The organism is Achromobacter sp. JCM 18799, from assembly GCF_055395645.1.
The window spans coordinates 6,917,954-6,937,746 of the sequence record NZ_AP043866.1; the positions used below are offsets into that span (position 1 = coordinate 6,917,954).

A 19,793-nucleotide genomic window follows, 5' to 3' on the forward strand; every position below is an offset into this window, starting at 1 on the left:
AACCGACAAGAGTAGAACGATGGAAAACGCAACGCTGTATACCCAAGTCCGCCCGGCAGGCGGCGAGATGACTTCTGTGCTGGTGCGCGACGGCCGCATCCAGGCGCTGGGCGGACCGGCCCCCGCCGGCGTGCCGGTGGTGGAGGGGGGCGGCGCGCTGATGCTGCCGGGCCTGATCGACGCCCACGCGCACCTGGACAAGACCATGTACGGCATGCCCTGGTATCGCAATGAAGTCGGCCCGCGCCTGATCGACAAGATCGAGAACGAGCGCGCCGAGAAGAAGCGCCTGGGCATCGATCCGTACCGCCAGTCGGCGCGCCAGCTGGTGATGTCGATCGGCGACGGCACCAGCCATATCCGCAGCCATGTGGATGTGGACACGGACATCGGTCTGGCAGCGATCGAAGGCGTGATGCGCGCGCGCGAGCAGTACCGCGACCAGATCGACGTGGAGATCGTCGCCTTCCCGCAGAGCGGGCTGCTGATCCGTCCCGGCACGCTGGAACTGATGGACGAGGCCCTGCGCATGGGTGCGGAAGTCGTGGGCGGGCTGGATCCGGCCGGCATGGACCGCGATCCCAAGGGCCATCTGGACGCCATCTTCGGGCTGGCCCAACGGCACGGCAAGCCCATCGACATCCATCTGCACGAAGCGGGCGAACTCGGCGCGTTCTCGATGCAGATGACCATAGACCGGGTGCTGGCGCTGGGCATGCAGGGCAAGGTCACCTTGTCGCATTCATTCTGCCTGGGGATGCCCGACACTTACGCAGTGCAGGCATTGACCGAAGGCTTGCTGAAGGCCGGCGTGCACATCATGACCACGGGCTCGGCCTCGCGGCCGGTGCCCAACGTGGCGAAGCTGCACGCGGCCGGCGTCACGGTCTGTACCGGCAACGACGGCATGCGCGACACCTGGGGCCCCTACGGCAAGCCCGACATGCTGGAGCGGACCATGCTGGTGGGCCTGCGCAACAACTTCCGCCGCGACGACGAACTGGATCTGGCGCTGCACGTGGCCACCTACGGCAATGCGCAGGTCATGGGCTTGTCCGACTACGGTCTGGCGCCAGGCTGCCACGCCGACTTCGTGCTGGTGGACGCCGAGACGGTGGCCGAAGCCATCGTCTCGCGCCCGCCGCGCAAGCTGGTCGTCAAGGGCGGGCGCGTGGTCGCGCGCGACGGCCGGGCGCTGGCGGAGGCGCCGTGATGAGCGCGCCGCAAGGTCCCATTCTGCTGACCGCCCGTTGGGTGGTGGGCCACGAGAACGGCCGCCATTGCCTGTACGAGAACGGCGAGGTGGTGTTCGAGGGCGACCGCATCGTCTACGTCGGCCACCGCTATCCGGGGCAGGTCGCGCAGCGCCGCGATTACGGCCGGGCGTTGATCGGCCCGGGCTTCGTGGACCTGGACGCGCTGTCCGACCTGGATACGACCATCCTGGGCTTCGACAATTCGCCCGCCTGGAAGAAGGGCCGCATCTGGCCCGAGAGCTACATGAAGCGCGGGCCGTACGAGATGTACACGGCCTCCGAGCTGGCGTTCCAGAAGCGCTATGCCTTCGCCCAGCTGATACGCAACGGCATCACGACGGCGCTGCCGATCGCGTCGCTGTTCTACCGGGTGTGGGGCGAGACCCGCGACGAATTCCTGTCGGCGGCCAACGCCGCCGGCGAACTGGGTCTGCGCGTCTACCTGGGGCCGGCCTATCGCAGCGGCCACACCTATGTGGACGCTGCGGGCAAGATCCGCTGCCACTACGACGAGGCGCGCGGCATGGCGGGGCTGGCCGAGGCCCTGGCTTTCTGCGACGAGATCGAAGGCCGCCACAACGGCCGGGTGCGCACCATGCTGTCGCCCGACCGCATCGAAACCTGCACGCCTGCGCTGTTGCGCGCTTCGGCCGCCGCGGCGCGCGAGCGGAACATTCCGATCCGGCTGCATTGCTGCCAATCGCGCCTGGAGTACGACCTGGTGCTGGAGCAGCACGGCATGAGTCCGCCGGAATGGCTGCAAAGCCTGGACTTCCTGTCCGAGCGCGCCTTGCTGCCGCACGGCACCTACGTGTCGGGTTCGCGCCATATCGAGCGGCCCGGGCGCGACCTGGAAATCATCCGCGACGCCGGCGCCAGCATCGTGCATTGCCCGTTGGTATCGGGACGCCACGGCGCCACGCTGGAATCGTTCGCGCGCTACCGCAAGCTGGGCGTGAACATCGGCATGGGCACGGACACCTGGCCGCCCGACATGGTGCTGAACATGCAGGTGGGCATGATGCTGTGCCGCGTGGCCGATGGCTCGGCCGAGGCGGTCCGCTCCGAGGACTACTACGACGCGGCCACGGTGGGCGGGGCTGACGCGCTGGGCCGCCCGGACCTGGGCCGGCTGGCCGTGGGCGCCAAGGCCGACATCGTGGTGTTCGATTTTTCGCACGACCGCAACGGCCAACTGATCGATCCCATCCAGACGCTGATGGTGAGCGGCAGCGGGCGCGACGTGTCGCAGGTGGTGATCGACGGCCGCTTCGTGATGGTGGACGGGCGCATCCCCGGTTTCGATGCGCGCCTGGCGCAAGAGCAGGCGCAGACGCAGTTCGACGGGCTGGTGGCCCGCTACCCCGACCGCACCTGGGGCCATCCGCCGGCCGAACAGATTTTCTCCTCCAGCTATCCGCGTCCCGCAAGGAGTCCGTCATGATGGCCATCGTTCCCAACACCACGCAGCCGCCGGCCGCGGCCAACGTCGCGCCGACCCTGTCCGTGCGCGGCCTGTCGGTCGAATTCCCCACGCGCCACGGCGTCCTGGTCGCCACGCGCGACATCAGCTTCGATATCCAGCCCGGCGAGATCCTGGGCATGGTCGGCGAATCCGGCGCCGGCAAGTCGCTGACCGGCATGGCGGTGATCGGCTTGCTGGAGCCGCCCGGACGGCTGGGCGGCGGCGAGATCCATCTGGCGGGCAGGCGCATCGACAACCTGCCGCCCAAGGCGCGCCAACGCTTGCGCGGCAAGGAAATCGGCGCGATCTTCCAGGATCCGCTGACCAGCCTGCATCCGCTGTTCACGGTGGGCGACCAGCTGGTCGAGACAATCCGCCATCATGACAAGGTGAGCGCTCAGGCGGCGCGCCAGCGGGCGCTGGAGCTGCTGCTGGCCGTGGGCATTCCGGCGGCGGACAAGCGCATTGACCACTATCCGCACCAGTTCTCCGGCGGCATGCGCCAGCGCGTGGTGATCGCGCTGGCCCTGGCGGCGCGGCCGGCGCTCATCATCGCCGATGAACCCACCACGGCGCTGGACGTATCGGTGCAGGCGCAGATCACGGCGCTGTTGCGCCGCCTGTGCCGCGAGCAGGGCACCTCGGTGCTGCTGGTGACGCACGACATGGGCGTGATCGCCGAGACCGCCGACCGCGTGGCGGTGATGTACGCGGGCCGCATCGTCGAGATCGGACCGGTGCTGGACGTGCTGCGCCGGCCAGGCCACCCCTACACGCAAGGCCTGATGAATGCGATTCCCGGCCTGCGCCAGCGCGCGGCCCGGTTGAACCAGATTGACGGCGCCATGCCGCGCCTGCACGCCATGCCCGACGGCTGTGCTTTCCATCCGCGCTGTGCGATGGCGGGGCCGCGCTGCAGTCAGCAGCGCCCGCCGCTGGCGGCGTCCCCGGCCGGCGCCACCGTCAGCGCCTGCTGGCTGCATCAAGGAGGAGTCGCCCATGCCGCATAACGATGATGTGTTGTTGCGGGCCGAAGACCTGGCCTGCTGGTTCGACGTGTCGCCGCCCTGGCTGGAACGCACGTTGTCGCGCCAGCCCGAGCAGACCTTGAAGGCGGTGGACGGGGTGTCGTTATCCGTGCCGCGGGGTACGACGTTGAGCATCGTGGGTGAATCTGGCTGCGGCAAGTCCACGCTGGCGAAGTTGCTGGTGGGGCTGGTGGCGCCGACGCGCGGAACGCTGCGCTACGGGCGCAACCGCAAGGGCGGCGTGCTGCATCCGCAGATGATCTTCCAGGATCCGTATGCCAGCCTGAATCCGCGCTGGCGGGTGGGCAATATCGTGGCCGAACCAATCACGACGCTGGGCTTGCGGGCCACGCCGGCCGAGACGCGGCGCAGGGTCGACGAGCTGCTGGAGCTGGTGGGCCTGTCCGCCAGCGACGCCGGCCGTTTCCCGCACGAGTTCTCCGGCGGCCAACGGCAGCGCATCTCGATCGCGCGGGCGCTGGCGACGGAGGCGGAATTCCTGGTGTGCGACGAGCCGACCTCGGCGCTGGACGTGTCGGTGCAGGCGCAGATCCTGAACCTGATGGGCGATCTGCAGAAGGAGTTCGGGCTGACGTACGTGTTCATCAGCCACAACCTGTCGGTGGTGCGGCATGTGTCCGACAGCGTGGCGGTGATGTACCTGGGCCGCATCGTGGAGCAGGCGCCTGCGGATCAGCTGTTTGATTCGCCACAGCATCCGTATACGCGGATGCTGCTGGATACGATTCCGGATCTGGATGATCCGCGGCGGGATCGGGAGCCGATGGGGGGCGAGGTGCCGAATCCTATATTGCCGCCGTCAGGGTGTACGTTTCATCCACGGTGTCCGATGGCGCGGGAGCAGTGCAAGGTGGAGGCGCCGGCGGTTGTCGGGGTCGGCGGGCGGCAGTTGCGGTGTCATGCGGTGGCTTGGGATGCAGTGCGGGCGGCCTGATGGCTGTGTTCATTGGGTCCATTGAGTTCTTGAGGCGCCAGCCGCGCCGTGGGCCTGGGGCGAGCGGGGCAACGATTGCGGTCCGGAGCCTTCGCTCCGGACTGCCCCGTCGTCATCGTCGTCCTCGCCTTCGGCGACTCCTTCCGATTCCCTCGGGCTTATCGACGCCCCGCTCGCCCCAGGCCCACGGCGCGGCTGGCTCCGGCGTTTGAAACTTGACGTCAGCTGGGCGCGACCGGTGTTCTTGGCATTCTGGCCACGGACGATGGGGTATGCCGGGTCTTGCGGTGCCCGCCCCATGCCGGCCGCCCGGGCGGCCTCGTGGGGCTTACGCGGTGTCTTGCGATTTGTGATGGCGCTGCGCGTTGTTGGTGAATGATCTTGCATGCCAGCGAGCATGAGCCAACCAACATCGTCATTTCAACTCTGCCGCCGGATGGGTGGTGCGCGCGAACGGATCTTGATGCGTAAACGGCTGCTCGCCGCGCGCCACCCATCACCGCCCACCGACCAGATGCTGGTGCCATTAGCAAACAGCTCTCCGCATTCGCGCAAGCGCAGACAGCCACGACGCCCACCAACACGTATGCTGCTTGCGGCCGCCCGCGCGGCCGCAAGCAGCGGGCGACGCAAGACTCGCCACCAACCACAGCTCTAGCAGCGCAACAGGCCAAGAATCCGGTAGCTCGCCGGTGCGGGCGCCTGAGGGGCAAGTAACCTCGATGCGCCCGACGGAATCCGAAGGAGTCGCCGAAGGCGAGGACGAGGATGAGGCAGGGGCAGTCCGGAGCGAACGCTCCGGACCGCAATCGTGGGCGCTCGCCCCTCAGGCGTCCGCGCCGGCGAGCGGCCTACGAAGAAGCCCTGACGCCCGCCACTACAACAGAACCTGCAAACAGACTTACTTCGCGTAGACCAGATCCCGCAATCCCAGGGACAACCCCGGCCAATAAGTAATGATCATCAGGCAAACAATCACCACCCCCACAAACGGAATCAACGGCTTGATCAACCTCTCCAACGGCAACTTCGCCACCGCGCAAGCCGCGAAGAGATTCACCCCGAATGGCGGCGTAATCATCCCGAGCGCCAGGTTCACCACCATGATGATCCCGAAGTGCACCGGCTCCACGCCGAACTTCAGCGCCACCGGCAGCAGCAAGGGCGCCAGCACCACGATGGAGGCCGAGGTTTCGATGAACATGCCGATTATGAACAGCGCCGCGTTCACGCCCATCAGGAAGGTGAACTTGGTGTCGAAGATCTGCGCCAGCCACACGCCCAGCGCGTCTGGAATGCCCGCGCGGTTGAGCAGGAAGCTGAAGATGCCGGCGTTGGCGATCACGAACATGATCACCGCCGTCGACACCACCGACTTGTGCAGCGTGGCGGACAGCTGCTTGAAGCTCAGGCGGCGGTAGATGAACTTGCCCACCACCACGGCGTACATCACGGCCACCACCGACGCTTCGGTCGGCGTGAAGATGCCGCCGTAGATGCCGCCCAGGATGATGACCGGCATCATCAGCGCCAGCCAGGCGTTCTTGAACGCGGGCCACAGCGGCAGGCGGCCTTCGCCGTCGCGCTTGCCCAGGTTGTTGCGCTTGGCGTAGAACCAGACGTAGAACATCAGCGCCACGCCGATCAGGATGCCAGGCATGACGCCGGCGATGAACAGTTCTCCGGTCGAGGTGTCGGTGGACACCGCGAACAGGATCATCGGGATGGACGGCGGGATGATCACGCCCAGTTCCGCCGCGCTGGCCTGCAATGAGGCGGCGAAGGGCGCCGGGTAACCGTGCCGGATCATGGCGGGAATCAGGATCGCGCCCACCGCGAAGGTGGTGGCCACGCTGGAGCCGGCCACGGCGGCGAAGATCATGCAGGTCAACACGCAGGTGCAGGCCAGGCCGCCCTGGATGCCGCCCACCACGCTCTTGGCGAACTCCACCATGCGTTCGGAGATGCCGCCCGCTTCCATCAGGTTGCCGGCCAGGATGAAGAAGGGAATGGCGACCAGCGGGTACTTGTCCAGCGCGGCGAAGAGTTGCTGCGCCACCACCACCCAGGGCAGGCCGGCAGCGCCGACTCCCGCCAGGCTGGCCAGGCCGATCGACACGGCGACCGGCACGGACAGCCCGAAGAAAATCAGCATCGAGACAATCATTAATTGGGACATGGCGATATCTGCTGCGTATGTTCGATGGGGGGGGCTCAGCCTTGCGCGTCGCTGCGCACCGGCACCTCGTCTTCCTCGCCGGCGCACCAGCGGGCCAGCACGGCGATGGCGGCGAGGGTGGCGCCCACGGGGATGGCCAGGTAGATCCAGGAAATCGAAATGTCCAGGCTCGGCACGGTCTGGAAGCGCACGCGGTAGGTCATGTTGCCGCCGATCCAGGCCAGAAAGCCGAGGAATCCGGCGCAGATCAGGCCGATCACCGCTTCGAGCACGCGGCGGCGCGTGCCGCCCAGCAGGTTGCGCAGCAGTTCCACGCTGATCATGGCGCCGTGACGGAAGGCCAGGGCCACGCCCAGCAGCACGGTCCAGATCAGGAGGGCGCGGGTCAGCACCTCGCTCCAGTCGGCGGGGGAGTGCAGCACGAAGCGCGCGATGACTTGGTAGAAGGCGGCGGCTGCGGCGGCCACCAGCAGCAATTGGGCAAGGACCGAGACCAGTTTGAACAGGCCGCGGTCGAAGGCGCAGAGCAAACGCATGATGAATCCCGTTGGCGTTGTACGCAAAGGATGGGAACGAAAGCGGCGGGACCGGGATCCCGCCGCCAGGGGCGATTCGCCCCGGATCGGGGCGGGGGCCCGCTTACTTGGTGTCGCGGATCGCGTCGATCAGCTTCTTGTCGAACTTCTTGTAGTACTCGGGGTAGGCGGGCTCGACGGCGGCGGCGAAGGCGGCGCGGTCCACTTCGGACACCTGCATGCCTTCCTTCTTCAGCTGTTCGACACCCGTCTTCTCGATGTTGTCCACGTAGGCGCGCATGGCCTGGGCGGATTCCTTGCCGGCCTTGTCGAAGTTGGCCTTGTCCGCGGCCGACAGGCCCTCGTACACGTTGGCCGACATCAGCACCAGGGCCGGGCCATAGACGTGGCCGGTCAAGGACAGGTACTTCTGCATCTGCGACAGCTTGGCGGAGGTGATCACCGACAGCGGGTTTTCCTGGCCGTCGATGGTGCCTTGCTGCAGGGCGGTGGCGACTTCAGGCCAGGCCATGGGGGTCGGCAGGATGCCGATCTGGCGGAAGGCGGTGATGTGGATCGGGTTTTCCGTGGTGCGGATCTTCAGGCCCTTGGCGTCGGCCGGAGTCTTGACCGGGCGGACGTTGTTGGTCAGGTGGCGAAAGCCCTGTTCGCCCCAGGCCAGGGCGATGATGCCGCGGCTGGGGAACTTTGCCAGCATATCTTGTCCGATCTTGCTGTCGAGCACGTTGCGGGCGTGCGGCAAGTCGCGCAGCAGGAAGGGGATGTCGAAGACACCCGTTTCAGGCACGAAGTTCAGCGTGGCGCCGGTGGACACGATGGCCAGGTCGATGGTGCCGATCTGCAGGCCTTCGATCACTTCGCGTTCGCCGCCCAGCGCGCTGTTGGCGAATTGCTGTACTTTGTATTTCCCGCCGGTGGACGCTTCGATGGACTTGGCCAGCGCGTCGGCGCCAGCGCCGTAGTGCGAGGACGTGGACAGCGCGTAGGCCATCTTCAGAGTGTTCTGCGCCACGGCGGGCAGGGCGGTTGCGGCCGTGCAGGCGGCCAGAATCGTGGCGGCAAGCCAGGATTTACGCATCGTCTTCTCCAGGTTTTGAGTATCTTTATGGGTGGCTTCGCCTCCCGCCCCGGGATGATATCGGGATTCGGCCCCGATCTAGGCCGTTGGTTAACATTGTGGAATGATGGATTTCCCTGATACGTCACGGGCCAGGCGCCCAGGTTTTTGGTCCACCTTGCGCCAGGGCGCCAGGATGATGATGCGCGACGCCCGCGCCGGGGAACTGCGGCTGCTGGTGCTGGCGCTGGTCGTGGCGGTGGCCGCGGTGACCAGCGTCGGCTTCCTGGCGGACCGGGTCGGCCGGGCGCTGGAGCGCGACGCCGGGCAGATGCTGGGCGCCGACCTGGTGCTGGACGCCGACGAGCCGGTGCCTGCCGCCTTCATGGACCAGGCCCGCGAACGCGGGCTGGCCGTGTCCAGCACCTGGCAGTTCCCGTCCATGGTCGGGGCCGGCGACGGCGCCCAGCTGGCCGCGCTGAAAGCGGTGGAGCCGGGCTATCCGCTGCGCGGCGCCCTGCGCGTGGCGGGCGCGCCGTTCGAACCCGACGCGCCGACGCGCGACATTCCGCCTGAAGGGGCGGTCTGGGTGGACGCCCAATTGCTGTCCCTGCTGAACCTGAAGGTGGGCGGCACGCTCAACGTGGGCGACGCCCACCTGCGGGTGGACCGCGTCATCACCTATGAGCCGGACCGCGGCATGCAATTCGTCAACGTGGCGCCGCGGGTGCTGCTGCGCGCCAGCGATCTGCCCGCCACCGGCCTGATCGCGCCGGGCAGCCGCATCGGCTACGCCATGCTCGTTGCGGGCCAGCCCGACGCCGTGGCCGGCTACGCGACGTGGCTCAAGCAGAACCTGAAGCGCGGCCAGAAGGTTGCCACCCTGGAGTCCGGCCGGCCCGAAGTGCGCCGCACGCTGGACCGGGCGCAGCGCTTTCTGTCCCTGGTCGCGCTGCTGGCGGTGCTGATATCGGCCGTGGCCGTGGCCCTGGCCGCCGGCCGCTATATGACGCGCCACCGTGACGGCATCGCCGTTATGCGCTGCCTGGGGGCGGTGCAGTCGCAAGTGTCGCGCATGCTGACGCTGGAGTTCACCCTGGTCGGCCTGTTCTCGTCGGCCGCGGGCTGCCTGCTGGGTTATGCGGTGCACCAGGTGCTGGTGATGCTGCTGGGTTCGCTGATCGATACCAGCCTGCCCGCGCCTTCGGCCATCCCGGCCTTGCAGGGGCTGCTGACCGGCCTCTTGCTGTTGCTGGGTTTTGCCCTGCCGGCGCTGGCCCAGCTGCGCCATGTGCCGCCGGCCCGGGTGCTGCGCCGCGACGCCGACGCGCTCAGCGCGCGCAGCGCCCTGGGCTATGTGCTGGGGGCCGCGGGCTTCGCGCTGCTGATCTGGTGGTTTGCCGGCGACGCCAAGCTGGGCGGCGTGGTGGCGGGCGGCTTTTTAGGAGCCTTCGCCGTATTCGCGCTGGTGGCCTGGCTCTGCATCCTGGGCCTGGCGCGGGTGCGCCGGCTGGCTGCCGGCCTGCCGGCGCTGCGTTTCGCGCTGGCTGGTGTGGTGCGCCGGCGCGCCGCCACCATCACCCAGGTGTGCGCCCTGGCGGTGGGCCTGATGGCGCTGCTGTTGCTGACCATGACGCGCACCGATCTGATCCAGGGCTGGCAGCGGACCCTGCCGCCGGATGCGCCCAACCGTTTCCTCATCAACGTGCAGCCGGACCAGCGCCAGGCCGTGACCGACGCGCTTACCCGCGAAGGCCTGGGCCGCGTCACGCTGGCGCCGATGGTGCGCGGGCGGCTGATTGCCATCAACGGCAAGCCCGTGGGGCCGGACGACTACGAGGAGCCCCGCGCCAAGCGATTGGTGGACCGCGAGTTCAACCTGTCCTATGGCGATGAATTGCCGTCCTCCAACCGCATCGAGCAGGGCCGCTGGCTGGAACCCGGCGCGGCCGAGGTGTCGCTGGAGTCGGGCCTGGCCAAGACGCTGGGCCTGGCGCTGGGCGACAAGATGACCTTCGACGTGGCGGGCCAGCAGGTCGAAGTGGCCGTCACCAGCACCCGCCGGGTCGATTGGGATACGATGCGCGTCAATTTTTTCGCCATCCTGACGCCCGCCGCGTTGGCCGACATGCCCCAGAGCTGGATCACTTCGTTCTATCTGCCGCCCGAAAAGGCCTCGGTCCTGCCCGCGCTGGTGCGCGAGTTCCCGAACCTGACGGTGTTCGACGTGGGCGCCATCCTGCAGCAGTTGCAGTCCGTGCTGAACGAGGTGGGCAAGGCCGTGCAGCTGCTGTTCCTGTTCACCCTGGCCGCCGGCGTGCTGGTGCTGTCCGCAGCGCTGACGGCCACACGCGACGAGCGCATGCGCGAAGCCGCGGTGCTGCGTGCGCTGGGCGCAACCCGCAGCCAGCTTGCGCGCTCCCAGCGCATCGAGCTGTGGGCCGTGGGCGGCCTGGCGGGCCTGCTGGCGGCGGCGGGCGCCACCGCGATCGCTTGGGCTTTGTCAACGCAGGTATTTGATTTCACGATTACTCTCAGCCTCTGGCCCTGGCTGGCGGGCATCGCCGCGGGCATGCTGGGCGCATGGGCCGGCGGCGCCCTGGCCCTGCGCGGCGTGTTGCGCACCCCGCCCCTGGTCACCCTACGAGAAACCTGATGCCGACGCGCGTCCATACGATTACCGAACCCGTGGAAAACTCCAGCAGCATTTTTGACCTACTTGGCGGCGAGCCGGGCGTGCGCGCCCTGGTGGACCGCTTTTATGACCTCATGGACATGGAGCCCGACCTGAAGGAGCTGCGGGCCGCCCATGGCCCCAGCCTGGACCAGGCGCGCGACAAGCTGTTCTGGTTTCTTTGCGGCTACTTCGGCGGTCCGGACCACTATATAGAACGTTTCGGCCATCCGCGGCTGCGCGCCAGGCACCTGCCGTTCTCGATCGGCGAGGTCGAGCGCGACCAGTGGGTCATCTGCATCGGCCGGGCCATGGAAGACCAGGGGATCGAACCGGCCCTGGTCGAACGCCTGCTGCAGTCCTTCTACGGCGTGGCCGACTGGATGCGCAACCGTGAAGGCTGAAGGCGATTCCCGATCCGGCGAACGGCGCCTGGCCTGGTCCGGCCCCCTGGGCGGCGCCATGCTGAGCGATCCCTCGCGGCTGGCCGAGGCCGGCCCGGACCTGTTCAACCCGGCGCACTACGGCGACCGGGCGCGGCCGGTGGATGCCGGCGGGCGCCAGGCGGCGTGGTTCGTGCAGGGGGCGGGCTGGCAGGGCGTGCTGCGCCGCTACCGCCGCGGCGGAATGATCGCGCGCATCAGCCGCGACGCCTATCTCTGGAATGGCGAGGCCCGCACCCGCAGCTTCCGCGAATACCGCCTGCTGGCCGCCATGCGCGCCCAAGGCCTGGCGGTGCCCGCGCCGCTTGCCGCCGCCTACTGGCGGCAAGGCCCGATCTACCGCGCCGCCATCGTGGTCGAGCGCATCCCCGGCGTGCGGCCGCTGGCCCACATGCTGGCCGAGCCGGTCTGGCAGGCGGCGGCCGAGGCCATCGTGCGCATGCACCGGGCCGGCGTCTGGCATGCCGACCTCAATGCCTTCAACATCCTGGTGGGGGGCGACGGCCGCGTCTGGCTGATCGATTTCGATCGCGGCACGCAAGGTTCCCTGTCGGACCGCCAGCGCGAGGCCAACCTGGAACGCCTGCGCCGTTCGCTGCGCAAGGTGGCTGGGGAAGAGGGCGAGCGCTTCTGGCTGCGCCTGCGCGACAGCTACTGGACGGCCTGGGGCGTGGGAATCCAGCCCTGATCCGGGCGGCGGCGGCCAATTGCCGCCATCGGGCCCAAATCGCGCCAATTACCCGGCAAAGTTGGGCAGGTGATCGCTAAAAAGCTTTATCATTTCGCCTTTTGGTACTCCTGTCACATACGGCATAACGCAAGGGGGCTGGTGATGAAACTACGGGCGGGTATGCGCTTGGCGCTTGGAACGATGCTGGTCATGGCGGCCTCGTCGGCGGCGGTGGCGCAGAACAAGGTCGTCAACGTCTACAACTGGGCTGAATACACGGCTCCGGACACGATTCCCGGTTTTGAAAAGGAAACCGGCATCAAGGTCCGCTATGACGTCTACGACAGCAACGACACCCTGCAGGCCAAGCTGTTGGCCGGCAAGTCGGGTTACGACGTCGTTGTCCCGTCCACGCATTACGCCTCGCGCCAGATCGAAGCCGGCCTGTTCCAGAAGCTGGACAAGTCCAAGATCCCGAACTGGAAGTACCTGGATCCCGAAATCATGGCGCTGGTCGCCACCGTCGATCCCGGCAACGAATACGCCATTCCCTGGGGCTACGGCACCAACGGCCTGGGCTACAACGTCACCAAGGTCAAGCAGATCATGGGCGACGGCGTCGACCTGGCCAACTGGGACATGATCTTCAAGCCCGAGAACGCCGCCAAGCTGAAAGAGTGCGGCATCTCCATGCTGGACGAAGCCGCCCAGGTGTTCCCTGCCGTGCTCAAGTACCTGGGCAAGGACCCCAACAGCACCAACGCGGACGACTACAAGGCCGCGCTGGACGTGCTGATGAAGATCCGCCCGTACATCCGCCAGTTCAGCTCGTCGGGCTATATCGACGAGCTGGCCGTGGGCGACCTGTGCATGGTCTACGGCTTTTCCGGCGACGTGATGATCGCCCGCAAGCGCGCCCAGGACGCCAAGAAGTCCTATGAAGTGAACTACTTCATTCCGAAGGGCGGCGCGCCCGCGTGGTTCGACCTGATGGTCATCCCCAAGGATGCGCCGCATCCCGAAGAGGCGCTGGCCTTCATCAACTACATCGAAACGCCCAAGGTGCACGCGGCCATCACCAACACCATGTTCTACCCCAACGCCAACAAAGAGGCGCGGCAGTACGTGGTCAAGGACGTGGCCGACAACCCCATGATCTACCCGCCGGCGGACGTCTCCAAGACCCTGTATGTGATCAAGGCGCTGCCCTTGAACATCCAACGCCTGCAAAACCGGATGTGGTCCGAGCTGAAGTCTGGAAGATAAGTCATCATGAGCGATAGCCGTTACTCGGCGCAGCATTCGGCCGATCCGGACGAGTTCGTCCGGATCTCCGATGTCGTAAAGATCTTCGGCGATGTGGTCGCCGTCCGTTCCGTCAACCTCTCGGTCAAGCGCAACGAGATCTTCGCCCTGCTCGGCAGTTCGGGCAGCGGCAAGTCCACCTTGCTGCGCATGCTGGCGGGCTTCGAGGAAGCCACCTCGGGCCAGATCTTCCTGGATGGCGAGGACATCACGCACGTGCCGCCGTACCGCCGGCCCGTGAACATGATGTTCCAGTCCTACGCGCTGTTCCCGCACATGACGGTCGAGGCCAACGTGGCCTTCGGCCTGAAGCAGGAAGGCGTGGATCGGGCCGAGATCCACGACCGCGTGTTCGAAGCCCTGGACCTGGTCCAGATGGCCGGCTATTCGCGCCGCAAGCCCAACCAGCTGTCGGGCGGCCAGCAGCAGCGCGTGGCGCTGGCGCGCAGCCTGGTCAAGCGGCCCAAGCTGCTGCTGCTGGACGAGCCCATGTCCGCGTTGGACAAGCAGATCCGCCAGAAGACCCAGATCGAACTCGTGAAGATCCTGGAGCAGGTCGGCGTGACCTGCATCATGGTCACGCACGACCAGGAAGAAGCCATGACCATGGCCCATCGCCTGGCCGTCATGACCGAAGGCCAGATCGTCCAATGCGGCACGCCGCAGGACGTCTACGCCTTCCCGAATTCCCGCTTCGTCGCCAGCTTCATCGGTTCGACCAACATGTTCACCGGCACCATCGTGGTCGATGAACCCGACCATGTCGCCATCGAGTGCGGCGAGCTGACCCGTCCGCTCTTCGTCAACCACGGCGTGAGCGAACCGCTCGGCATGGAAGTGCACGTCTCCATCCGCCCTGAACGGTTGGTGGTGTCGCGCGAGCAGCCCGAAGCCGAGTACAACTGGGCCCACGGCATGGTCAGCCACATGGCCTGGATGGGCAGCTACGCGCTCTATCAGATCCGCCCGGATTCCGGCAAGACGGTCGAGGCCAGCGTGCCCAGCCAGCTGCTGGCCGCGATGGACGCGCCCGGCATCGACGAAGAGATCTTCGTCAGCTGGGACGCCGACAGCGCCACGGTGCTGGCGTCATGATCCGCTTTTCGCCCCGCGACTGGTTGCCGTCGGGCCGGGCGCTGGCGGTGGTGCCGCCGTTCGCCTGGCTGGTGCTGTTCCTGCTGGTGCCGTTCCTGCTGGTCCTGAAGATCAGTTTCGCCGAGCTGAAGTTCGGCATTCCGCCGTATACGTCGCTGGCGGAATTCAAGGACGAGGCGGTGCAGTTCAGCCTGCATCTGCGCGGCTACATCCTGCTGTTCACGGACAGCCTGTACTTCGCCACGTATCTGAATTCGGTGAAGATTGCCGCCATCACCACGCTCTTCTGCGTGCTGATCGGCTATCCCATCGCCTATTACATCGCGCGTTCGTCGCCGGCGGTGCGCAACCTGCTGCTCCTGGGCGTGATCCTGCCGTTCTGGACTTCGCTGCTGCTGCGCGTATACGCCTGGGTCGGCATCCTGCGCAACGACGGGCTGCTCAACAACCTGCTGCAGAGCCTGGGCATCATTTCCAGTCCGCTGGAAATCTACCGCACCGACGTCGCCGTCTACATCGGCATGGTTTACGCCTACCTGCCGTTCTTCATCCTGCCGCTGTATGCCACGCTGGTGAAGATGGACCTGCGCCTGCTCGAAGCCGCCTACGACCTGGGCGCCAAGCCCTGGCAGGCGTTCTGGCAGATCACCGTGCCGCTGTCGCGCCAGGGCGTGATCGCGGGCGCCATGCTGGTGTTCATCCCGGCGGTGGGCGAGTACGTGATCCCCGAAATGCTGGGCGGCGCCAACACGCTCATGATGGGCCGCGTGATGTGGAATGAATTCTTCAACAACGCCGACTGGCCCATGGCCTCGGCCGTGACCTGCGTGATGGTGCTGTTGCTGCTGGTGCCCCTGGTGTATTTCCAATACAACCAGGTCAAGCAGCAGGAACAGGCGAGCGGAGGCCGCAAATGAACGGGCCCAACAAGACTTTGCGCGCCGTCGTGCTGGGGCTGGGGTACTTCTTCCTGTACGTGCCCATCATCAGCCTGATGGTGTTCTCGTTCAACGAGTCGCCCACCGTCACGTCCTGGACCGGCTTCTCGTTCCGCTGGTATCACTCGCTGTTCAACGACGACGCGCTGCTGCGCGCGGCCTGGCTGTCGTTCCGCATCGCCGCCATGACCGCCACCGCCGCCGTCATCATCGGCACCTGGGCCGGCTATGTGCTGGGCCGCATGGGGCGCTTCCGCGGCTTCGCCCTGTATGTGGGCATGCTGAGCGCGCCGCTGGTCATCCCCGAAGTGGTGCTGGGCATCTCGCTCCTGCTGATGTTCGTGGAACTGCGCGGCAGCCTGGGCTGGCCCGCCGAAAACGGCATCTTCACGATCTGGGTCGGCCACGTGACCCTGTGCATGGCCTTCGTCGCGGTCGTAATCCAGACCCGCATCCGCGACCTGGACCGCTCGCTGGAAGAGGCCGCGCTGGACCTGGGCGCCACGCCCATGACCGTGTTCTTCAAGATCACGCTGCCGCTGATCGCGCCGGCGCTGGCCTCGGCCTGGCTGCTGTCCTTCACCCTGTCGCTGGACGACGTGGTGCTGGCTTCGTTCCTGTCCGGCCCCAGCTCCAGCACGCTGCCCATGGAAGTTTTCTCGCGCGTGCGCCTGGGCTTGAAACCCGAAATCAACGCGCTGGCGACGCTCTTCATCCTGGCGGTCGGCACTTGCGTGATCCTGGCCAACCGCATGCAATGGCGCAAGGAGTCCGAACCCAAATGAAGCAAACCACCCTGTACGGCCTGACGAAGTGCAGCACCTGCGTCAAGGCGCGCGACTGGCTGACCGCGCATGGCGTTGCCCATGCGTTCGTGGACTACCGCGACAATCCGGTGCCGGCCGCCACGCTGAAGTCCTGGGCTGATCAGGTCGGCGGCTGGGAAAAGCTGGTCAACCGCACGTCCATGACCTGGCGCAACCTGCCGGAAGAGCGCAAGACGGCGCACACCGATGCGCAGTGGAGCCAGTTGATCGCCGAGTATCCGGCGCTGGTGCGCCGCCCGGTTACGGTCACGCCCGATGGCGAGGTGAGCGTTGGCTTCAGCGAAAAGCGCTACGGCGAACGTTTCGCCTGAGGTCCAGGCCGGCCTGGCGTCGGGCGCGCCCGGCCGGGCCTTGCCCGACGCCTTCTTCGACCGCGACGCCGCGCAGCTGGCGCGCGAGTTGCCGGGCAAGGTGATCCGCCACCGCGTGGGCGACCTGTGGCTGTCGGCCCGCATCATCGAGACCGAGGCCTATTACCTGGAAGAGAAGGGCAGCCATGCGTCGCTGGGCTACACCCACAAGCGGCGCGCCCTGTTCATGGACGGCGGCACGGTCTACATGTATTACGCCCGCGGCGGGGATTCGCTGAACTTCAGCGCCGGCGGGCCGGGCAACGCCGTGCTGATCAAATCCGCCTATCCCTGGACGGACGCGCTGTCCGGTCCGCAGGCGCTGGCCCGCATGCTGCAGTTGAACCCGGATGCACAGGGGCGGCCGCGGCCGGTCTCGGGCCTGTGCGCCGGCCAGACGCTGCTGTGCCGGGCGTTGGGCCTGAAGGTGCCGGACTGGGATGCACGCGGTTTCGACCCGCAGGCGCTGTACGTGGAGGATGTGGGCGAGTCGCCCGAGGCCCTGATCTGCACCACGCGCCTGGGCATTCCGCTAGGGCGGGACGAACACTTGCACTACCGTTTTGTGGATCCTGCTTATGCGGCCTTCTGCACGCGCAATCCCTTGCGCCGCGGACAGCGCGCCGGCCACGACTACGTATGGGTAGACCGCCAGGGCGTGGTGTTGCCGCAGGCGCCGCAGGCGTAGCCGGCCAGCCCGCGCCCCGGCCGCGCTTGCGTAAGGCGCCTCAGAACCCGCCAGTGGCGATGCGTTCGGCCAGGGCCGCGCGCATGCGCGTGTACTTGCGGTGGATGCGCCGGCTGTTCAGGCGCTTGCTCCAGGCATAGATCGGAATCAGGGGCAGCCCGCCGAAGCCGTCGATCAGGTACAGGCCTTGTTTGCCGTCGGCATTCAGGCCACAGGCGATGTTGCTGGCGGAGATGTCGTGCAGGACCACGTGGGCATCGGCCAAGTCCTGGAAGAATTCGTCCAGCTGCGCGCTGAGGGCGTCGTCCAGCTTGCCCTGCTTGGCCAGATCCGTCACGGTGGGAGCAATATTGCCGTTGGTATCGCAGATTTTCTCGACGACCAGCCCCAAGCCCAGCGTGGTTTGGGCCACGCCGAGTATGCGCGCCATTGGCACCTGCCAGACGCCGGAGGGGCGGGTGGTGGTGGTGACGTACTCGGAAATTTCGGTCAGGTAGACGCGGTACGCGCTTTCACGCTGGTACTGCTTGTACCAGCGCTTGAACGGGCGCGATTCCAGGTACACCGCGCGGGCGCGCATATCCATGACCTTGACGAGCAAGGACGGCATGTTGGGGTGCTGGAATATGTGCCTGTCGTGTCCCGAGGCGAGCGGCGTGGCGGCGTTCAGGTCCAGCGGGCCGAAGACGGACTGGAATGAAGCCGCGGCGAGACAGGGGGTGGGATCTGGGGGGGTCAAGGGGGAGCAAACCTGTTTGAATGCCCCAAAGTTTAATCCCTTGTTTCCGTTTTACTTGCCCGGCAGTGGTCGATCCTAGCGGGATTCACCCTGAACGACGGGGGCCGCATCCTACAATCCCGGCTTTGGAGATGCATCTTTTGAACGACATACATCTGCTTTGGATCGCCGCAGGCGGCGCCGTTCTGGCCTTTCTGGCGGCGTTGCTGGCCTGGCTGCGCCCGCCCGCGCAGGACGCCCGGCTCGATGCGCTGCTGGAAAGCCTGGAACGCACCGAGCGCGCGCTGCGCTCCGACATCGCTGAAGGCCAGCGCGGCCTGCGCAGCGAGTTCGCGGACTCCACGCGCGCCCTGCGGGTGGAGCTGTCGCAGTCGCATGGCGACCTGCGCGCCGGCTTGTCGCGCGATGCCCAGGCCGCGCGCGCCGAGTCGGCGGAATCCCTGACGCGCTTTGCAGCGGGCTTCTCCGAGCAACTGCAAGGCCTCATTCAGATCAACGAGCGGCGCCTGATGGAAGTGCGCGCCACGGTGGATCAGCGGCTGCAATCGTTGCAAACCGACAACAGCGCCAAGCTCGACGAAATGCGCCGCACCGTGGATGAAAAACTCCACGCCACGCTGGAGCAGCGCCTGGGCGAGTCCTTCAAGCTGGTGTCGGACCGCCTGGAGGCCGTGCACAAGGGCCTGGGCGAAATGCAGGCGCTGGCGGCGGGCGTGGGCGACCTGAAGCGGGTGCTGACCAACGTGAAGTCGCGCGGCACCTGGGGCGAGGTGCAGCTGGCCAGGCTGATCGAGGACAACATGACGCCGGACCAGTACGCCAGCAACATCAAGCCCGTGCCGGGCAGCGATGCGGTGGTGGAGTTCGCCATCCGCCTGCCGGGGCGCGGCGATGGCGGCGAACCCGTCTGGCTGCCGATCGACGCCAAGTTCCCCAAGGAAGAGTACGAGCGCCTCATGGACGCGCAGGAAGCCGCCGACATCGAAGGCGTGAAGAACGCCGGTGCCGCGCTGGGCCGGGCCGTCGAGCTGCAGGCGCGCCTGATCGCAGGCAAGTACGTCGCGCCGCCGCACACCACCGACTTCGCCATCATGTTCCTGCCCACCGAAAGCCTGTACGCCGAGGTGCTGCGCCGCCCGGGCCTGCTGGACAAGCTGCATGACCTGCGCGTCAACGTGGCCGGTCCCAGCAACCTGGCGGCGCTGCTGAACAGCCTGCAGATGGGGTTCCGCACGCTGGCGATCGAACAGCGCTCGTCCGAGGTCTGGCAGGTGCTGCGCGCGGTCAAGACGGAGTTCGGCAAGTTCGGCGAATCCCTGGCCAGCGTCAAGAAGACGCTGGACACCGCCAGCAACAAGATCGGGCAGACGGAAGTGCGCACCCGCGCCATGCTCAAGAACCTGAAGGCCGTCGAGGCGCTCCCCGAAGCCGACGCCCGGCTGCTGCTGGGCGCGGCGGACGAGGGCGGCCCCGGGGATGACGACGAAGACCAGGCTGCGGGCCAGAACTGATCCGGCCGCGGCGGCATCGCAGGGGCGTGAGCTTGTTGCCCGCTGCGACTGCCGATATCCTGGCGCTAGCGGCAATC

18 protein-coding genes are annotated in these 19,793 nt (G+C 67.0%); 14 read left to right on the top strand and 4 right to left on the bottom strand.

The genetic code is table 11. The annotated features are described in order from the left end of the window. The first annotated feature begins 19 nt into the window (after positions 1-19). The 4 genes from ACZ5YA_RS32770 to ACZ5YA_RS32785 are packed head-to-tail and all read left to right on the top strand — an operon-like array spanning position 20 to position 4,704. On the top strand, positions 20-1,213 hold the full coding sequence (locus tag ACZ5YA_RS32770; protein ID WP_118932230.1) for an amidohydrolase family protein: 1,194 nt from the start codon (positions 20-22) through the stop codon (positions 1,211-1,213). After that, positions 1,213-2,700 carry an amidohydrolase family protein gene (locus tag ACZ5YA_RS32775; RefSeq protein WP_464091754.1) on the top strand — a complete coding sequence of 496 codons (1,488 nt, stop codon included), beginning with the start codon at positions 1,213-1,215 and terminating at the stop codon, positions 2,698-2,700. Before ACZ5YA_RS32770 ends, ACZ5YA_RS32775 begins: the two co-directional genes overlap by 1 nt. Then, positions 2,697-3,731 carry an ABC transporter ATP-binding protein gene (locus ACZ5YA_RS32780; protein WP_118932232.1) on the top strand — a complete coding sequence of 345 codons (1,035 nt, stop codon included), beginning with the start codon at positions 2,697-2,699 and terminating at the stop codon, positions 3,729-3,731. Before ACZ5YA_RS32775 ends, ACZ5YA_RS32780 begins: the two co-directional genes overlap by 4 nt. Beyond that, positions 3,721-4,704, top strand: coding sequence for an ABC transporter ATP-binding protein (locus ACZ5YA_RS32785; RefSeq protein ID WP_059380442.1), 984 nt, complete (start codon positions 3,721-3,723; stop codon positions 4,702-4,704). Before ACZ5YA_RS32780 ends, ACZ5YA_RS32785 begins: the two co-directional genes overlap by 11 nt. 901 nt (positions 4,705-5,605) lie before the next feature. On the opposite strand, the gene ACZ5YA_RS32790 is transcribed toward ACZ5YA_RS32785, so the two are convergent. From ACZ5YA_RS32790 to ACZ5YA_RS32800, 3 genes are all read right to left on the bottom strand, one after another. Next, on the bottom strand, positions 5,606-6,883 hold the full coding sequence (locus ACZ5YA_RS32790) for a TRAP transporter large permease (protein WP_118932239.1): 1,278 nt from the start codon (positions 6,881-6,883) through the stop codon (positions 5,606-5,608). Between the two features lie 35 nt (positions 6,884-6,918). Beyond that, the gene (locus ACZ5YA_RS32795) at positions 6,919-7,419 is read right to left on the bottom strand and encodes a TRAP transporter small permease (protein WP_464091755.1); all 501 of its coding nucleotides are present in this window, start codon (positions 7,417-7,419) and stop codon (positions 6,919-6,921) included. A gap of 103 nt (positions 7,420-7,522) precedes the next feature. Next, the gene (locus tag ACZ5YA_RS32800) at positions 7,523-8,497 is read right to left on the bottom strand and encodes a TRAP transporter substrate-binding protein (RefSeq protein WP_059380438.1); all 975 of its coding nucleotides are present in this window, start codon (positions 8,495-8,497) and stop codon (positions 7,523-7,525) included. 103 nt (positions 8,498-8,600) lie between these two features. Here ACZ5YA_RS32800 and ACZ5YA_RS32805 point away from each other — a divergent pair, with 103 nt between their 5' ends. The 9 genes from ACZ5YA_RS32805 (at position 8,601) to ACZ5YA_RS32845 (ending at position 17,466) form a co-directional block, all read left to right on the top strand. Further along, positions 8,601-11,132, top strand: a complete 2,532-nt coding sequence (locus tag ACZ5YA_RS32805; RefSeq protein WP_118932240.1) for an ABC transporter permease — start codon at positions 8,601-8,603, stop codon at positions 11,130-11,132. Then, the gene (locus ACZ5YA_RS32810; RefSeq protein ID WP_059380436.1) at positions 11,132-11,554 is read left to right on the top strand and encodes a group II truncated hemoglobin; all 423 of its coding nucleotides are present in this window, start codon (positions 11,132-11,134) and stop codon (positions 11,552-11,554) included. The genes ACZ5YA_RS32805 and ACZ5YA_RS32810 overlap by 1 nt, the downstream gene beginning before the upstream one ends. Continuing rightward, entirely contained in the window at positions 11,544-12,281 is a 738-nt protein-coding gene (locus tag ACZ5YA_RS32815) for a 3-deoxy-D-manno-octulosonic acid kinase (RefSeq protein WP_118932241.1), read from the top strand. Before ACZ5YA_RS32810 ends, ACZ5YA_RS32815 begins: the two co-directional genes overlap by 11 nt. Positions 12,282-12,425: 144 nt before the next feature. Then, on the top strand, positions 12,426-13,529 hold the full coding sequence (locus ACZ5YA_RS32820; RefSeq protein WP_059380435.1) for a polyamine ABC transporter substrate-binding protein: 1,104 nt from the start codon (positions 12,426-12,428) through the stop codon (positions 13,527-13,529). A gap of 6 nt (positions 13,530-13,535) precedes the next feature. Continuing rightward, a complete protein-coding gene (locus ACZ5YA_RS32825) occupies positions 13,536-14,663 on the top strand; it encodes an ABC transporter ATP-binding protein (RefSeq protein ID WP_464091756.1) in 1,128 nt (375 codons plus the stop codon). Beyond that, entirely contained in the window at positions 14,660-15,580 is a 921-nt protein-coding gene (locus ACZ5YA_RS32830; protein ID WP_059380433.1) for an ABC transporter permease subunit, read from the top strand. The genes ACZ5YA_RS32825 and ACZ5YA_RS32830 overlap by 4 nt, the downstream gene beginning before the upstream one ends. Beyond that, on the top strand, positions 15,577-16,386 hold the full coding sequence (locus tag ACZ5YA_RS32835; protein WP_042792726.1) for an ABC transporter permease subunit: 810 nt from the start codon (positions 15,577-15,579) through the stop codon (positions 16,384-16,386). The genes ACZ5YA_RS32830 and ACZ5YA_RS32835 overlap by 4 nt, the downstream gene beginning before the upstream one ends. Next, complete coding sequence (locus ACZ5YA_RS32840) at positions 16,383-16,739, top strand: arsenate reductase (RefSeq protein WP_059380432.1); 357 nt, start codon at positions 16,383-16,385, stop codon at positions 16,737-16,739. The genes ACZ5YA_RS32835 and ACZ5YA_RS32840 overlap by 4 nt, the downstream gene beginning before the upstream one ends. Positions 16,740-16,752: 13 nt before the next feature. Continuing rightward, complete coding sequence (locus ACZ5YA_RS32845; protein ID WP_464092885.1) at positions 16,753-17,466, top strand: DNA-3-methyladenine glycosylase; 714 nt, start codon at positions 16,753-16,755, stop codon at positions 17,464-17,466. A gap of 40 nt (positions 17,467-17,506) precedes the next feature. Here the strand turns inward: ACZ5YA_RS32845 and ACZ5YA_RS32850 are convergent, their stop codons facing one another. Further along, positions 17,507-18,205 (bottom strand): PhoP regulatory network YrbL family protein, encoded by a 699-nt coding sequence (locus tag ACZ5YA_RS32850; protein ID WP_118932242.1) that lies wholly within the window; start codon positions 18,203-18,205, stop codon positions 17,507-17,509. A gap of 131 nt (positions 18,206-18,336) precedes the next feature. Between ACZ5YA_RS32850 and ACZ5YA_RS32855 the strand changes: the two genes are divergently transcribed. Further along, the gene (locus ACZ5YA_RS32855) at positions 18,337-19,716 is read left to right on the top strand and encodes a DNA recombination protein RmuC (RefSeq protein ID WP_059380430.1); all 1,380 of its coding nucleotides are present in this window, start codon (positions 18,337-18,339) and stop codon (positions 19,714-19,716) included. The last annotated feature ends 77 nt before the right edge of the window (positions 19,717-19,793 follow it).

Bases quoted from the DNA above. Each gene is read 5' to 3' on its own strand.
- ACZ5YA_RS32830 (WP_059380433.1), top strand. From the start codon at position 14,660: ATGATCCGCTTTTCGCCCCGCGACTGGTTGCCGTCGGGCCGGGCGCTG.
- ACZ5YA_RS32805 (WP_118932240.1), top strand. From the start codon at position 8,601: ATGATGGATTTCCCTGATACGTCACGGGCCAGGCGCCCAGGTTTTTGG.
- ACZ5YA_RS32825 (WP_464091756.1), top strand. From the start codon at position 13,536: ATGAGCGATAGCCGTTACTCGGCGCAGCATTCGGCCGATCCGGACGAG.
- ACZ5YA_RS32775 (WP_464091754.1), top strand. From the start codon at position 1,213: ATGAGCGCGCCGCAAGGTCCCATTCTGCTGACCGCCCGTTGGGTGGTG.
- ACZ5YA_RS32840 (WP_059380432.1), top strand. From the start codon at position 16,383: ATGAAGCAAACCACCCTGTACGGCCTGACGAAGTGCAGCACCTGCGTC.
- ACZ5YA_RS32795 (WP_464091755.1), bottom strand. From the start codon at position 7,419: ATGCGTTTGCTCTGCGCCTTCGACCGCGGCCTGTTCAAACTGGTCTCG.
- ACZ5YA_RS32835 (WP_042792726.1), top strand. From the start codon at position 15,577: ATGAACGGGCCCAACAAGACTTTGCGCGCCGTCGTGCTGGGGCTGGGG.
- ACZ5YA_RS32790 (WP_118932239.1), bottom strand. From the start codon at position 6,883: ATGTCCCAATTAATGATTGTCTCGATGCTGATTTTCTTCGGGCTGTCC.
- ACZ5YA_RS32780 (WP_118932232.1), top strand. From the start codon at position 2,697: ATGATGGCCATCGTTCCCAACACCACGCAGCCGCCGGCCGCGGCCAAC.
- ACZ5YA_RS32820 (WP_059380435.1), top strand. From the start codon at position 12,426: ATGAAACTACGGGCGGGTATGCGCTTGGCGCTTGGAACGATGCTGGTC.
- ACZ5YA_RS32810 (WP_059380436.1), top strand. From the start codon at position 11,132: ATGCCGACGCGCGTCCATACGATTACCGAACCCGTGGAAAACTCCAGC.
- ACZ5YA_RS32770 (WP_118932230.1), top strand. From the start codon at position 20: ATGGAAAACGCAACGCTGTATACCCAAGTCCGCCCGGCAGGCGGCGAG.
- ACZ5YA_RS32855 (WP_059380430.1), top strand. From the start codon at position 18,337: ATGCATCTTTTGAACGACATACATCTGCTTTGGATCGCCGCAGGCGGC.
- ACZ5YA_RS32800 (WP_059380438.1), bottom strand. From the start codon at position 8,497: ATGCGTAAATCCTGGCTTGCCGCCACGATTCTGGCCGCCTGCACGGCC.
- ACZ5YA_RS32785 (WP_059380442.1), top strand. From the start codon at position 3,721: ATGCCGCATAACGATGATGTGTTGTTGCGGGCCGAAGACCTGGCCTGC.